12 protein-coding genes are annotated in these 13,574 nt (G+C 70.9%); 9 read left to right on the top strand and 3 right to left on the bottom strand.

Annotated features, from left to right (window positions below; all coding sequences use genetic code 11):
• The first annotated feature begins 54 nt into the window (after positions 1-54).
• Together AC07EQ_RS20345 and AC07EQ_RS20340 are read left to right on the top strand one after the other, a co-directional pair.
• Complete coding sequence (locus tag AC07EQ_RS20345; protein WP_358570841.1) at positions 55-486, top strand: nuclear transport factor 2 family protein; 432 nt, start codon at positions 55-57, stop codon at positions 484-486.
• A 351-nt stretch (positions 487-837) separates the two neighbouring features.
• Positions 838-1,818: a nitroreductase/quinone reductase family protein gene (locus AC07EQ_RS20340; protein WP_478389485.1), complete on the top strand. Its 981-nt coding sequence runs from the start codon at positions 838-840 to the stop codon at positions 1,816-1,818.
• 54 nt (positions 1,819-1,872) lie between these two features.
• On the opposite strand, the gene AC07EQ_RS20335 is transcribed toward AC07EQ_RS20340, so the two are convergent.
• Both AC07EQ_RS20335 and AC07EQ_RS20330 read right to left on the bottom strand, forming a co-directional pair.
• Complete coding sequence (locus AC07EQ_RS20335) at positions 1,873-3,093, bottom strand: nucleotide disphospho-sugar-binding domain-containing protein (protein ID WP_478389484.1); 1,221 nt, start codon at positions 3,091-3,093, stop codon at positions 1,873-1,875.
• A 280-nt stretch (positions 3,094-3,373) separates the two neighbouring features.
• The gene (locus AC07EQ_RS20330; protein WP_478389483.1) at positions 3,374-4,516 is read right to left on the bottom strand and encodes a serine hydrolase domain-containing protein; all 1,143 of its coding nucleotides are present in this window, start codon (positions 4,514-4,516) and stop codon (positions 3,374-3,376) included.
• 246 nt (positions 4,517-4,762) lie between these two features.
• On the opposite strand from AC07EQ_RS20330, the gene AC07EQ_RS20325 reads away from it, so the two are divergent.
• Genes AC07EQ_RS20325 through AC07EQ_RS20305 form a run of 5 tightly spaced genes read left to right on the top strand, consistent with a single transcriptional unit; the run spans position 4,763 to position 9,569 of the window.
• Positions 4,763-6,121 carry an NDP-hexose 2,3-dehydratase family protein gene (locus AC07EQ_RS20325; protein WP_478389482.1) on the top strand — a complete coding sequence of 453 codons (1,359 nt, stop codon included), beginning with the start codon at positions 4,763-4,765 and terminating at the stop codon, positions 6,119-6,121.
• On the top strand, positions 6,118-7,242 hold the full coding sequence (locus AC07EQ_RS20320) for a DegT/DnrJ/EryC1/StrS family aminotransferase (RefSeq protein WP_478389481.1): 1,125 nt from the start codon (positions 6,118-6,120) through the stop codon (positions 7,240-7,242). Before AC07EQ_RS20325 ends, AC07EQ_RS20320 begins: the two co-directional genes overlap by 4 nt.
• A 14-nt stretch (positions 7,243-7,256) precedes the next feature.
• Entirely contained in the window at positions 7,257-7,994 is a 738-nt protein-coding gene (locus tag AC07EQ_RS20315) for a class I SAM-dependent DNA methyltransferase (protein WP_478389480.1), read from the top strand.
• Positions 7,991-8,602 carry a dTDP-4-dehydrorhamnose 3,5-epimerase family protein gene (locus tag AC07EQ_RS20310; RefSeq protein ID WP_478389479.1) on the top strand — a complete coding sequence of 204 codons (612 nt, stop codon included), beginning with the start codon at positions 7,991-7,993 and terminating at the stop codon, positions 8,600-8,602. Before AC07EQ_RS20315 ends, AC07EQ_RS20310 begins: the two co-directional genes overlap by 4 nt.
• Complete coding sequence (locus AC07EQ_RS20305) at positions 8,595-9,569, top strand: NAD-dependent epimerase/dehydratase family protein (protein ID WP_478389478.1); 975 nt, start codon at positions 8,595-8,597, stop codon at positions 9,567-9,569. The genes AC07EQ_RS20310 and AC07EQ_RS20305 overlap by 8 nt, the downstream gene beginning before the upstream one ends.
• 55 nt (positions 9,570-9,624) lie before the next feature.
• On the opposite strand, the gene AC07EQ_RS20300 is transcribed toward AC07EQ_RS20305, so the two are convergent.
• Positions 9,625-10,746 (bottom strand): nucleotide disphospho-sugar-binding domain-containing protein, encoded by a 1,122-nt coding sequence (locus AC07EQ_RS20300; RefSeq protein WP_478389477.1) that lies wholly within the window; start codon positions 10,744-10,746, stop codon positions 9,625-9,627.
• Between the two features lie 360 nt (positions 10,747-11,106).
• Here AC07EQ_RS20300 and AC07EQ_RS20295 point away from each other — a divergent pair, with 360 nt between their 5' ends.
• Together AC07EQ_RS20295 and AC07EQ_RS20290 are read left to right on the top strand one after the other, a co-directional pair.
• Entirely contained in the window at positions 11,107-12,372 is a 1,266-nt protein-coding gene (locus tag AC07EQ_RS20295) for a beta-ketoacyl-[acyl-carrier-protein] synthase family protein (protein WP_478389476.1), read from the top strand.
• The gene (locus tag AC07EQ_RS20290; protein WP_478389475.1) at positions 12,369-13,574 is read left to right on the top strand and encodes a ketosynthase chain-length factor; all 1,206 of its coding nucleotides are present in this window, start codon (positions 12,369-12,371) and stop codon (positions 13,572-13,574) included. Before AC07EQ_RS20295 ends, AC07EQ_RS20290 begins: the two co-directional genes overlap by 4 nt.

Here is a 13,574-nt window from a genome sequence, read left to right as displayed (position 1 = left end):
GCTCATTTCCGAAATCAACTTCGAGAACGAAGAAGTCTTCCGGAGGTTCCTTCGATGACCAGCACGACCACCGTCACCGAGCTCTACGCAGCCGTCCAGCTGCACTACGCGCGCCAGGTCCAGCTGCTCGACAGCTGCCGGTTCGAGGAGTACGCCGCGACGTTCACCGCCGACGGAGAATTCCAGCACACGCCCGGGCAGCCCGCCGCCCACGGCCACGACGGGATCACGGCCGAACTGACGCGGTTCAACGAACGGTTCGACAACGACCCGGTGCAACGCAGGCACTGGTTCAACATGATCGACGTGCGGCCGCGGGAGGACGGCTTATTGGACACGACCTTCTACGCGCTGGTGCTCACCACGCGCCCGGGCGTCAAAGAACCCGTGGTCGGCCCCAGCTGCCTGGTGCGCGACGTGCTCGCGTTCGAGGACGGCGAGCTGCGCAACCGCTCCCGCCAGGTGCACCACGACCAGATGAGCTGATCCGCCGGTTCGCTGATGAAGCCCCGGAAACCGTTGCAGCGAAACGGTTTCCGGGGCTTCGTGCGGTCCGGGGGAAAGTGGTTTGCGGGGTGCGCCGCCTTGCGGGCGTGGTCGGCTCCTGCTAATCTTTCCGTGCGCCCCGGATGGGCCTACGCATGGAGGTAGCGGCTTCTAAGCCACCTTTTGAGTTGCGACACGATTCTGCGTGTCTCGCACTTGGTCTCGTCTTATTGCGGTAATTCGCCCGTGGTACGACGTTTCCCTCCAGCGTTCCTGGCCTGCGGGGCTCTTTTCGTGTCCGCTCCTGGTGGTGCTCTTCCTCCGATCAACCGATCCATTGGGAAGGACTGCATGACCGACGGACAGACCGACGACTACGCCGACTTCGACGCAGGTGCGTTCAACCGGCAGGTCGTCGAGGAATTCAGGCAGCACAACGGCAAGCTCAGCGGCTGGATGGAAGGCTGGTCGCTGGTCGTGCTGACCACGATCGGCGCCAAGTCCGGCCGGCGCCGCGAGGGCCCGGTGGGCTACTTCGAGGTCGACGGGCAGCCGCTGGTCGTCGCGTCGGCGATGGGCGCCCCGAAGAACCCCGCCTGGTACCACAACATCGCGAAGAACCCGCAGGTGACGGTCGAGACCGGCACCGAGACCTACGAGGCGATCGCGACCATCACCACCGGCGCCGAGCGCGATGCGCTGTTCGCCGGGGTCGTCGCGCAGGACTCGGGCATGGGCGAGTACCAGGAGAAGACCACCCGCGTGCTGCCGGTGATCACCCTGCGCCGGATCGACGCCGAGCCGATCGCCGGGGCGGAACCGGCGGCGGAGTCCACATCGGATTCCGGCGCCGACCGGGTGCGCGGCTTGGGCGATTTCCTGGTGGAGGGCCACGATTGGCTCCGCGAGGAGCTCACCGGGCTCCGCGCCCAGGTGGACGAGATCATCGCCGGCGGTGCCGACGGAGCCGCGCTGGAGCGGGCGAAGCCCGGGCTGGCGGAGCAGATGCGCGCGCACTGCCTGGAGTTCTGCGCGGCCGTGAAGGAGCACCACACGGGCGAGGACATGGGTGCCTTCCCGATGCTGGCCCAGCAGTACCCCGAACTCGCCCCGGAGCTGGAGAAGCTGGGCGAGGAGCACAAGGTGGTGGCGCGGCTGCAGGACGAGATCCGGCAGCTCGTGGAGGGCTACGCGCCGGGCAAGAGCGACCCGGTGCAGCTGCGGGAGCGACTGGAAGTCCTGGCGTCCGAACTCGAGGAGCACTTCGCCTACGAGGAGCGGACGGTCGTCGACGCCCTCAACAAGATGGGGCCGGCGCCGAACATCCCGTGAGCGCAACAGATCGCGGGTGGTTCCTGGCCTGGAACCACCCGCGATCGCCGTTCGTCAGCCGGCGATCCCGGCGGCGATGCGGTCGATGATCGCGGCCGGGCTCGGCTGGGCGGCCATCTCGGCGCGCACCTCCGCCGCTTCCTGGCGGAAGGATTCCTCGGCGAGCAGTCGCCCGGCGAGCTCCCGGATGACGGAAGCGTCCAGTGTGGATGGATCGGCGGCCAGGCCGACCTTGCGGTCCACCACCCGCTGCGCGCACAGCTCGTTGTCCGCGCCGCCCGGCACGATCAGCTGCGGCACGCCGTAGTGCAGCGCGGAGGCCGTGGTGCCCGATCCGCCGTGGTGCACGATCAGCGAGCAATCCCGCAGGATCCCGGAAAGCGGCACGAACCCCGCCGGGTGCACGTTCTCCGGCAGCGGCTCGAACTGCGACAGATCCGTTTCCGCGTCGGCGAGCACGACGTCGGCGTCCAGCTCGGCCAGCGCCTGGATCAGCGTGCCGAGCCCGCCGCCGCCCGGCAGCAGCGGCGCGACCGTGCCCAGGGTCAGGCAGATCCGCGGCCGCTGCGGGCGGCGCATCGCCCAGGACGGCAGCAGCGCGCCGCCGTTGAACGGGACGTACCGCATCGGCAGCCACGGCACGCCGTCGACGGCGTCCGGTTCCTCGCCGGCCAGGCCGCCGAGGCTGGGCGCGCGCGGATCGATGCGCGCCAGCAGGTGCGGTTGCCGGTCGCCCAGGCCCAGCTCGTCGCGCAAGGCCCGCACCACCGGGGCGTCGTCGGGCACGATCCCCATGCGCGCGTTGAGGTTCTTCGCGTCTCGGAACCCCTCGTCGCGCATCGACCAGGACACCCGGTTGCCGACCTCCAGCGAGGGGACGCCCAGCGCCGTCGCGGCCAGCTTGCCCGCCGCGTGGTCGGAGCAGAAGACGACCAGGCCGGCGTCGAACTCGCGGCCGGCGGCGATGGTGCCGCCCGTCATGGCCAGCGAGAACAGCTCGAACGGCCGCATCCCGCGGACCAGGTCCCAGTAGCCAGGCGGGACGGAGTCGTCATCGGCGCTGGTCTCGCCCGCCGCGCCGGCCACGAGGTCCTCCCCGACGTCCCGGGCGGGGAACACGTCGGTGACCGGCAGACCCGACTCCGCCGCCACCTTGGTCATGTAGGCGGTGGTGGCCAGCAGGACCTCGTGGCCCGCCGCCCGCGCCGCCCACGCCAGCGGAACCAGCGGCAGCATCAGCCCGTAGCCGGGTGCCGCCGGGAACAGGATTCGCATGTCCGTTTCCTTTCCGAAAGAGTGTGCGGATTGGCTTGCGTTGCGGTGCGGGTAGCGGCCCCCCTGCGGGAATTGCAGACGCCGCCTCGACTCCGGGATCCCCGACTTATGTATGTCCAATACACGGCGCTGGGGCTGTCCTCGCCGAGAGCCCCTTCGGGCGGGCACAGTCTGAGAACCCGCAGCGGTGCGAGTTGCGTAGGTGGTTGAAAGCGGCTTCGCCGCTTGTCCGACGCCAACCCGCAGACAGCCAAATCCGCGCAAGCCCCGCCCGGTCCGCTCAGCGGACCTTCTGGATGCTGCGGTAGGTGGCCTCGATGAGCCGGCGAATCCGCGCGTCCATGCTGCCCATCACCTCGGAACCGGCGTTCGGGATGTAGGCGAACGCGAGATCGTTCGCCGGATCGGCGAACGCGAACACGCCGTTCGCGCCGCTGAATCCGAACGCGGTGCCCAGCCCCGCCGACGCCGGGAACACCGGGCTGTCGGCCACCTGCACGCCCAGGCCCCAGGTGCACGGCGAGAGCATGACGAGGCAGTCGCCGGTGGAGTGCACCTCGCGCATCTGCTCGGTGATCTCCGGGCTGGTCAGCCGGAAGCAGTCGACCTCGCCGATGAACGAGGCGAAGTACCTGGCCAGCGACTGCGCGCTGGCCAGCCCGCCGTAGGACGGTTCCTCCACCGTCGGGTCGGCGGGGTCCTGCGACATGCTGGCCATCGTCGCGCGGTAGGTCAGCGTGGCCGCGTCGCGCAGCTCCTCGATCTCGCCCGGATCGGCGCCGGCCATCAGCTCCTCGGCCTTGCACTCGATCATGGTCGCCAGGTGCGCCGTGTCCGGGTTGGGCAGGCCGATGTAGCAGTCCAGCCCGAGCGGGTTGGCGATCTCCTTGGCGAAGAACTGCCCGACGGTCAGCCCGGTGCGGCGCCGGACCAGCTCGCTGATCAGGTGCCCGTAGGTGGTGGCGTGGTACCCGTGCGCGGTGTCGGGTTCCCACTCCGGCCGGGCGGACTCCAGCGCCGCCACGATCGGCTCGTGCGCCCGCAGCTTGTCGTTGGTGATCGGGTCGTGGTCCAGGCACACGACGCCGGACCGCTGGCTGAGCACCATGCGCAGCGTGATCCCGCCCTTGCCGTTGGCGGCGAACTCCGGCCAGTGCTCGGCGATCGGGGCGTCCAGGTCGAGCGCCCCGCGGTCGACCAGCAGCAGCGCCGCGCCCGTGACCAACGACTTCGTCGGCGAGGCGAGCACGCCCAAGGTGTCCGCCCGCCACGGATCGCCGCGGTCCGCATCGGCGTACCCGCCCCACAGGTCCACCACCGGACGGCCGCGGTGGTACACGCACACCGCGGCGCCCACTTCCGCGCCGGTGGCGAAATTGGCCCGGAAGGCCAGGTTCACCTCGGCGAAGGGATGGGTGGCCACCCCTCCCCGCGGGAATTCGTTCACTGCGCCATACCCCCATGCCCGATCTTGCCCATGCTGCGATGATCCGGTTTCGACTCGGGACTCGCTCAAATCTGGGTACTGCCGCGCTCGCGACGAAAAGTTATGTGGCGCAAGAGGGTTAACCAACGGGCCGGTCGTCTGGCAGTCTCCTCGGCATGCGATTCTGCGGAAAACCCTTGTTTCGCGGAGGATACGCCGCGTCCCCGCGCGGGTGGTGGCCGAATGTTCGCTGACACGGCCGAATTCCACGCCTGGTTTCAGGACCGGTGCCGCGCGCAGGACTACCGGGCGACGAAGGTGCCGCTGGACGGGCTCGACGGCTGGCACACCGATCCGGACGCCGGGAACATCGTGCACCGCACCGGGAAGTTCTTCACCATCGAAGGGCTGGACGTGAGCCGGTCCGGCCGCGAGGTCGAGGCCTGGCGGCAGCCGATCATCGTGCAGGCGGAGCAGGGCGTGCTCGGCATCCTGGTCAAGGAGTTCGGCGGCGTCGCGCACTGCCTGCTGCAGATCAAGATGGAGCCGGGCAACATCAACGGCTACCAGCTCTCGCCGACCGTGCAGGCCACGCGGAGCAACTTCACCGGCGTGCACGGCGGCAAGGCGGTGCCGTACCTGGAGTACTTCACCGCGCCGCGCCCCGGCCGGATCGTGTCCGACGTGCTGCAGTCGGAGCAGGCGTCCTGGTTCCTCGCCAAGCGCAACCGGAACATGATCGTGCAGGTCGAGGACGACGTCCCGGTGCTGGACGACTTCTGCTGGCTGAGCTTCGCGCAGATCGCCGAGCTGCTGCGGGTGCCGGACCTGGTCAACATGGACACCCGCACCGTGCTCTCCGGCGCGGTGGTGCAGCGCTCCCGCGGCACCGATCCGGCCGCCGGCACCTTTCACGGCGCGCTGACCCGTTCCTGGGACCGGGACGGCGCCTCGCTGCACGGCACGGTGGAGCTGCTCAGCTGGTTCACCGAGGCGAAGGGCCGCTGCACGCTCGCCCGGCAGCTCATTCCGCTGTCCAAAGTGGATGGCTGGGCGTGGCGGGACGGGACGATCTGCCACGACCGGGACCAGCACTTCGCGGTCGTCGGCGTGGACGTGCACGCCAGCAACCGCGAGGTGACCGGCTGGCAGCAGCCGATGTTCGAGCCGCGCAGCCGCGGCGTGATCGCCTTCCTCACCAGGCGCATCGACGGCGTGCTGCACCTGCTGGTGCAGGCGCGGACCGAGACCGGCGCGTTCGACGGCGTCGAAATGGCCCCGACGGTGCAGTGCCAGCCGGAGAACTACCGGTTCGTGCCCGCCGGCCGCAAGCCGCTGTTCCTCGACGAGGTCCTCGGCGCGCGACCCGAGCAGATCCGCTGGGACAGCATCCACTCCGAGGAGGGCGGGCGCTTCTACCACGCGCAGAACCGCTACCTGCTCGTGGAGGTCGACGACGACTTCCCGCTGGATGTCCCGGAGAACTACACGTGGATCACGCTGCGCCAGCTCACCGAGTTCGTGCGCTACGGCAACCACCTCAACGTGGAGGCCCGGAGCCTGCTGACGTTTTTCCGCTTCTACCAGGAGGACGACCGATGACCACCTTTGTCTGGGACTACCTGCCCGAGTACGAGGCGGAACGAGCCGACATCCTGGACGCGGTGCAGAAGGTGTTCGCCAGCGGTCGCCTCGTGCTCGGCGACAGCGTCCGCGGCTTCGAGGCCGAGTACGCCGCCTACCACGGCGTCGAGCACTGCGTCGGCGTCGACAACGGCACCAACGCGGTGAAGCTCGCGCTGGAAGCGGTGGGTGGCGGCCGCGGCGACGAGGTGATCACGGTCTCCAACACCGCCGCGCCCACGGTCGTCGCCATCGACGAGATCGGCGCGACACCGGTGTTCGTCGACGTGCGCGCCGAGGACTACCTGATGGACACCGCCCTGGTCGAGGCGGCCATCACCTCGCGCACCAAGGCGATCGTGCCGGTGCACCTGTACGGGCAGTGCGTGGACATGGCGCCGCTGCGGCGCCTGGCCGACGAGCACGGCCTGAAGATCGTGGAGGACTGCGCGCAGGCGCACGGCGCGCGGCACAACGGCGAGCTCGCGGGCACGATGAGCGACGCCGCGGCCTTCTCCTTCTACCCGACCAAGGTGCTGGGCGCCTACGGCGACGGCGGCGCGGTCATCACCGCCGACGCCGAGGTGGATCGCGCGCTGCGCAGGTTGCGCTACTACGGCATGGAACAGACCTACTACGTCGTGGCCACGCCCGGGCACAACAGCCGGCTCGACGAGGTGCAGGCCGAGATCCTCCGCCGCAAGCTGACCCGCCTGGACGACTACGTCGAGGGGCGTCGCCGGATCGCCCGCCGCTACGCGGAGGAGCTCGGCGACCTCTGCGGGCCCGGCGGCCTGCAGCTGCCTTCGGTGACCGGGGGCAACGAGCACGTCTACTACGTCTACGTGGTCCGGCACCCGCGGCGCGACGAGATCATCCAGCGGCTCAAGGACCGGCACGACATCTCGCTGAACATCAGCTACCCGTGGCCGGTGCACACCATGACCGGATTCGCGCACCTCGGCGTCGCCAAGGGGGCGCTGCCGGTCACCGAGGCGCTCGCCGAGCAGATCTTCTCGCTGCCGATGTACCCGGCGATGCCGGAAGGCTTGCAGGACAAGGTGATCAGCGCGCTGCGCGAAGTGCTGCGCGAACTGTGAGGAAAGGGCCCGAGATGGCAACCGACACCGGAATCTACCAGCGCGCCGACATCTACCACGACTTCTACCACGGTCGCGGCAAGGACTACCGGGCCGAGGCCGCGCTGGTGCGCGACCTGGTGCGGGAGCGCACCCCGGGCGCGGCTTCGCTGCTGGACGTCGCCTGCGGCACCGGCGCGCACCTGCGGGAGCTCGCCGGCTCGTTCGGCGAGGTGGTCGGCGTCGACCTCGCCCCGGAGATGCTCGCCGTGGCCGAGCGGCACAACCCGGAGCTCCAGCTGCACCAGGGCGACATGCGCGACTTCCGGCTCGACCGCCGGTTCGACGCGGTGACCTGCATGTTCAGCTCCGCCGGCTACCTGCCCACCGCCGCCGACCTGGACCACGCGGTGCAGAACCTGGCCGACCACCTGGCGCCCGGCGGCGTGCTGCTGCTGGAACCCTGGTGGTTCCCGGAGAACTTCCTCCCCGGCTGGGTCGGCGCGGACGTGGTCACAGTGGACGGACGGACGGTCGCCCGGGTCTCGCACACGGTGCGCCAGGGCGGCTCGAGCCGGATGGAGGTGCACTACACCGTCGCCGCGCCGGACACCGGCATCGAGCACTTCACCGACACGCACGTGATGAGCCTGTTCGACCGGGCGACCTACGAGACCGCGTTCCGCCGGGCCGGGCTGACGCCCGAGTACGTGAAGCACGACCTCGTCGCCCCCGGCATCTTCGCGGGCACCGCGGAAGGCGGCCGGGCATGAAGGTGCGCGAGCTCGGCATCGGCGGCGCGTACGAGTTCACCCCGCAGGTCTTCGGCGACGACCGGGGCGCGTTCGCCTCGCCGTTCCAGGAGCAGGCGTTCGGGGAGGCGCTGGGCCGGCCGCTGTTCCCGGTCGCGCAGGCCAGCAGCAGTCGCTCCCGGCGCGGCGTGGTGCGCGGAGTGCACTTCACCGCGCTGCCCGGGTCGATGGCCAAGTACGTCTACTGCGCCGGCGGGCGGGCGCTGGACTTCGTCGTCGACGTCCGGGCCGGCTCGCCCACCTTCGGGCGTGCGGAGGCAGTGGAGCTGTCCGCGACCGAGTTCACCGCGCTGTACCTGCCGATCGGGGTGGGGCACCTGTTCGTCGCGCTGGAGGCCGACACGGTGATGGTGTACCTGCTGTCGGCGGGATACGTCGCGGAGAAGGAACGCGCCGTGCACCCGCTGGATCCGCAGCTGGGGCTGGCCATCCCGGACGGCCTCGACCTGGTGATGTCCGAACGGGACCGCAACGCGCCCACGCTGGCCGCCGCGGCGGCCGACGGGCTGCTCCCGGACTACGCCGCCTGCCTGGCGGCCGGGCTCGCGATGGAGAACACCGATGGCTGAACCCGACAAGCCGCTCGTCGTCGTGCTCGGCGCGTCGGGCTTCCTTGGCTCGGCCGTGACGGCGGCGTTGGCCGAGCGGCCGGTGCGGCTGCGGGCCGTCGCTCGCCGAGAGGTCGCCGCACCGGCCGGTTGCACGGCGGATTTCGAGTCCCGCCAAGCGGATCTGACCGAACCGGGCGCGCTCGCCGAGGCAGCCGAGGGCGCCGCCGCAGTTTTCCCCTTCTCCGCGCAGATCCGCGGGGCATCGGGCTGGCGGATCGCCGAGGACGACGTGGTGGCCGAACGCACCAACGTCGGCGTGATCCGGGAGCTCGCCGAAGTCCTGCACGGCGAGCCCGCGCCAGTGGTGGTCTTCCCGGGCAGCAACACCCAGGTCGGCAAGCACGTCGAAGGCCGCCTGGACGGCACCGAGGAGGACCGTCCCGAAGGGACGTACGACCGGCAGAAGCTCACCGCGGAGCGGATCCTCAAGGAAGCCACGGCGGCGGGGCGGCTGCGCGGCATCAGCCTGCGGCTGCCGCCGGTGTTCGGGCCGCCCGCGGCGACCGCGGACGACCGGGGAGTGGTGTCCACCATGATCCGCCGTGCACTGGCCGGTGAGCCGCTGACGATGTGGCACGACGGAACCATCCGGCGCGACCTGCTGAACGTCGCCGACGCGGCCCGCGCCTTCGTCGCCGCCATGGACCACGCCGACGCGCTGGCCGGACGGCACTACCTGATCGGCACGGGCAAGTCCGAACCGCTCGGCGGCGTCTTCCGGCTGATCGCCGGGGCCGTCGCCAGGCACACGGGCACCGATCCGGTGCCGGTGGTCTCGGTGCCCCCGCCGTCGCACGCGGACGGCACCGACTTCCGCAGCGTCGACGTCGACCCGTCGGCGTTCGCGGCGGCGACCGGATGGCAGTGCCAGACCCCGCTGGCGGCCGCGATCGAGCGGACCGCGGCCGCGCTGGCGGCCGGCTGAGCCTCGGACCGGGTTGATTTCGCGCGAAATCGCCGCCGCCACGCAGTACGAGCTTTCAGAGCTTTTCCAGTACGGCGACCACTTCGGCCGGGGTCGGTTGCGCGGCGATCTCGTCGCGCACCGACCCCGCCCGTTCCCGGAAGGACGGCGTGGCCAGGATCTCCGCCGCCGCAGCACCGAGCCGCTCCGGGGCCTGGTCTTCGCCCAGCAACGTGATCGCGGCCCCGCGATCCGACATGCGGGCGCACGGCGGAACCATCTTGGGGATGTTCGGGATCAGCAGCTGCGGAACCCCGGCGTGCAGCGCGTTGAGCGAGGTCTGCCCGCCGCCGTGGTGCAGGATCAGATCGCACGTGGTGAGCAGGGTGTCCAGCGGGAACCACCCGGCCCGCACGTGCTCGCCGGCGCGCAGCTCGTCGGCGACCGCTTCCGGTGCGGCGATGGCGATCTCGACGTCGAGTGCGCCGAGGCTGCCGACGAGCTCGTGCAGGAACTTCAGGTCGGCGTCGTGGGCGACTCGGCTGCCCGCGGTCACGCACACGCGCGGCCGGTCGCCGCGGCGATACATCCAGGGCCGCAGCGCGCGCTGCTGGTTGTACGGCACGAAGCGCATGTCCTGGCGCTCACCAAGCCCGGGAGCGCGCAGGCTGGGTGGGCAGATGTCCACCCACAGGTCGGCTTCCGGCAACTCGGTCAGCCCCAGCCCGGACAGCTCCGCGGCGAGTTCCGCGGCCGCCCCGGCATCGATCCCCGGCGGTTCGCCGAGATCCCACGTGTGCCGCACGAACGGCACGCCGAGCTGAGCGGCGAGCAGTCCCGCCGCATAGCAGAGCGAGCCGCCGACGATCAGGTCCGGACGCCAGTCCGCGACGAGTTCGCGGAGCGCGGGCAGGCTCGCGGCCGCCAACCGGCCGAAACCGCGCCCGTTGAAGAAGAGCCGCTCGCCCGGGTCCGCGGGCAATGGGAGCTTGCCGCCGTCGCGGTCGGTGAACATGAACTCCAGCATCTTCCGGTCGGTGACCGGAACCGAGGGCAGGCCCGCCGCCGCGACGAACGAGGTCATGTCCTCGGGCGAGGCCACGATCACCGTGTGACCGGCCAATCGGGCCGCGGTTGCCAACGGGGACAAGGCGAAGACCGTCGCGGGGCTGCCGCCGGTGAGGAAGAGGAACTTCACCGCGCCGAGAGTGGTTACCGCACCTAGAGAAACGCTGGATCGACTGTGGAGCGCAAGAGCGGTGTTCCAGGCTCGTTTTGCGTGCCGGTGCGGGTAGCGGAACCTCAGGGGGCGCCTGGCTGTGGAATCCCCGATTTGTGGACCAATACGCGGCATCGGGGCTGTCCTCGCCAGGCGACCCCTGAGAACCCGCGGCGGTGCGAGTTGCGCAGGTGGGCTGGGCGGCTGCGCCGCTTCACGAACCACGATCCCTGCGATGGCAGCTCGAACCGTTCCAATAGCCGGTGTTGAGCGCTCCTCGAGCGCGCGTTGGCAACGTGGGCCGCGAAGGCGCTGCGTCAAGGGAGGAACGGATATCCGATGTCCCGTCGTGTGGTGATAACCGGGATGGGGGTGCGTGCGCCCGGCGGAGCGGGCACCGAGGGCTTCTGGGACCTGCTGACCTCGGGGCGCACCGCGACCCGCCGCATCAGCTTCTTCGACCCCGCGCCGTTCCGCTCGCAGATCGCAGGCGAATGCGACTTCGACGCCGGGGCCGAAGGCCTGAGCGCACAGCAGATCCGGCGGATGGACCGGGCCACGCAGCTCGCCGCGGTGTGCGCGCGGGACGCGATCTCGGACAGCGGGCTGGACGTCCCCGGACTCGACCCGCACCGGGTCGGGGTGAGCCTCGGCAGCGCGATCGCCGCCTCCACCAGCCTGGAGACCGAGTACCGCGTGCTCTCCGACTCCGGCCGCGACTGGGAGGTGGACCACCGGTACCTGTCGCCGCACATGTTCGACTACCTGACGCCGGGCGTGATGCCCGCGGAGATCGCGTGGACGGTCGGCGCCGAGGGGCCGGTGACGATGGTGTCCAACGGTTGCACCTCCGGTCTGGACGCGGTCGGCAACGCCGTCCAGCTCATCCGCGAGGGCACCGTCGACGTCATGGTCACCGGGGCCACCGATGCCCCGGTCACGCCGATCGTGGTGGCCTGCTTCGACGCGATCAAGGCGACCTCGCCGCGCAACGACGACCCGGAGCACGCCTCGCGCCCGTTCGATCTGACCCGCAACGGGTTCGTGCTCGCCGAAGGCGCCGCGATGTTCGTGCTGGAGAGCTACGAGCGGGCGCGTGCCCGGGGCGCCCACATCTACGCCGAGGTGAGCGGATATGCCAACCGCACCAACGCCTACCACATGACCGGGCTGAAGAAGGACGGCCGCGAAATGGCCGACGCGATCCGCGACGCGCTCGACCAGTCGCGGCTGAACCCCGATGCCGTGGACTACGTCAACGCGCACGGTTCGGGCACCAAGCAGAACGACTGGCACGAGACTGCGGCGTTCAAGGACTCGCTGGGCGAGCACGCCTACCGGACGGCGGTCAGCTCGATCAAGTCGATGGTCGGGCACTCGCTGGGTGCGATCGGTTCGATCGAGATCGCGGCGTGTGCGTTGGCGATCGAGCGCGGTGTGGTGCCGCCGACGGCGAACCTGCACGAGAAGGACCCGGAGTGCGACCTCGACTACGTGCCGCTGACCGCCCGCGAGCAGCGGGTGGACGCGGTGCTGAGCGTCGGCAGCGGGTTCGGCGGATTCCAGAGCGCGATGGTGCTCAAGCGGCCGGGAGGAGCGCGATGACCGCGGCGGTGGTGACGGGTCTGGGGGTGGTGGCGCCCAACGGGCTCGGCGTCGAGGAGTTCTGGAAGGCCACGGTGGACGGGGTCAGCGGGATCGCTGAGATCACCCGCTTCGACGCCGCCCGGTACCCGGCGCGGCTGGCCGGCCAGGTGCAGGACTTCACGGCCAAGGAACACCTGCCCGCCCGGCTGCTGCCGCAGACCGACGTCTCCACGCAGATGGCGCTGGCCGCCGCGGACTGGGCGCTGACCGACGCCGCCGCCGACCCGGCCGCGCTGACCGACTTCGACATGGGCGTGGTGACCTCGAACGCCCTGGGCGGATTCGAGTTCACCCACAAGGAATTCCGCAAGCTGTGGGCCCAGGGGCCGCAGTACGTGAGCGTCTACGAATCGTTCGCCTGGTTCTACGCGGTGAACACCGGCCAGATCTCCATCCGGCACGGCATGCGCGGCCCCAGCAAGGCGCTGGTGGCGGAGCAGGCCGGCGGGCTGGACGCGATCGGCCACGCCCGCCGCACCATCTGCGGCGGCACCCGGCTGGTGATGACCGGGGGAGTGGACTCGGCCTTCGACCCGTGGGGCTGGGTGTCCCACCTGTCCAGCGGCCGGGTGAGCCCGACCGCCTACCGGCCCTTCGCCGCGGACGCGACCGGCTACCTGCCCGGCGAGGGCGGGGCGATCCTGGTCCTGGAGGACGCCGACGCGGCGCGGGAGCGGGGAGCGGCCGGGGCGTACGGCGAGATCGCCGGGTACGCGTCCACCTTCGACCCGCCGCCCGGATCGCCGCGCCCGCCGGGGCTGCGCCGCGCCGCCGAGCTGGCCCTGGCCGACGCCGGGCTCGAACCCGGGGAGATCGACGTGGTCTTCGCCGACGCGGTCGGCGTGCCGGAACTGGACCGGCAGGAAGCCGAGGCGATCGCCGGCGTGTTCGGGCCGGGCGGAGTGCCGGTGACCGCGCCGAAGGTGCTGACCGGGCGGCTGTTCGCCGGCGGCGGGCCGCTGGACGTGGTCGCGGCGCTGCTGGCCGTGCGGGACGGGGTCATCCCGGCCACGGCGGGCGTCGACGGGGTTCCGGCGGACTGCGAGATCGACCTGGTCTGCGGGCGACCGCGCTACCAGCCGGTGACCAACGCGCTCGTGCTGGCCAGGGGCAAATGGGGTTACAACGCGGCGATCGTCGTTCGCGCCGCGGCGCACTGA

It is taken from the genome of Saccharopolyspora sp. NPDC045839, from assembly GCF_056431645.1.
This window is presented reverse-complemented; position numbering and strand designations above follow the sequence as displayed.

Excerpts from the sequence above, each read along its gene's own strand:
- AC07EQ_RS20340 (WP_478389485.1), top strand. The coding sequence starts at position 838 with ATGACCGACGGACAGACCGACGACTACGCCGACTTCGACGCAGGTGCG.
- AC07EQ_RS20310 (WP_478389479.1), top strand. The coding sequence starts at position 7,991 with ATGAAGGTGCGCGAGCTCGGCATCGGCGGCGCGTACGAGTTCACCCCG.
- AC07EQ_RS20335 (WP_478389484.1), bottom strand. The coding sequence starts at position 3,093 with ATGCGAATCCTGTTCCCGGCGGCACCCGGCTACGGGCTGATGCTGCCG.
- AC07EQ_RS20290 (WP_478389475.1), top strand. The coding sequence starts at position 12,369 with ATGACCGCGGCGGTGGTGACGGGTCTGGGGGTGGTGGCGCCCAACGGG.
- AC07EQ_RS20320 (WP_478389481.1), top strand. The coding sequence starts at position 6,118 with ATGACCACCTTTGTCTGGGACTACCTGCCCGAGTACGAGGCGGAACGA.
- AC07EQ_RS20295 (WP_478389476.1), top strand. The coding sequence starts at position 11,107 with ATGTCCCGTCGTGTGGTGATAACCGGGATGGGGGTGCGTGCGCCCGGC.
- AC07EQ_RS20345 (WP_358570841.1), top strand. The coding sequence starts at position 55 with ATGACCAGCACGACCACCGTCACCGAGCTCTACGCAGCCGTCCAGCTG.
- AC07EQ_RS20325 (WP_478389482.1), top strand. The coding sequence starts at position 4,763 with ATGTTCGCTGACACGGCCGAATTCCACGCCTGGTTTCAGGACCGGTGC.
- AC07EQ_RS20315 (WP_478389480.1), top strand. The coding sequence starts at position 7,257 with ATGGCAACCGACACCGGAATCTACCAGCGCGCCGACATCTACCACGAC.
- AC07EQ_RS20305 (WP_478389478.1), top strand. The coding sequence starts at position 8,595 with ATGGCTGAACCCGACAAGCCGCTCGTCGTCGTGCTCGGCGCGTCGGGC.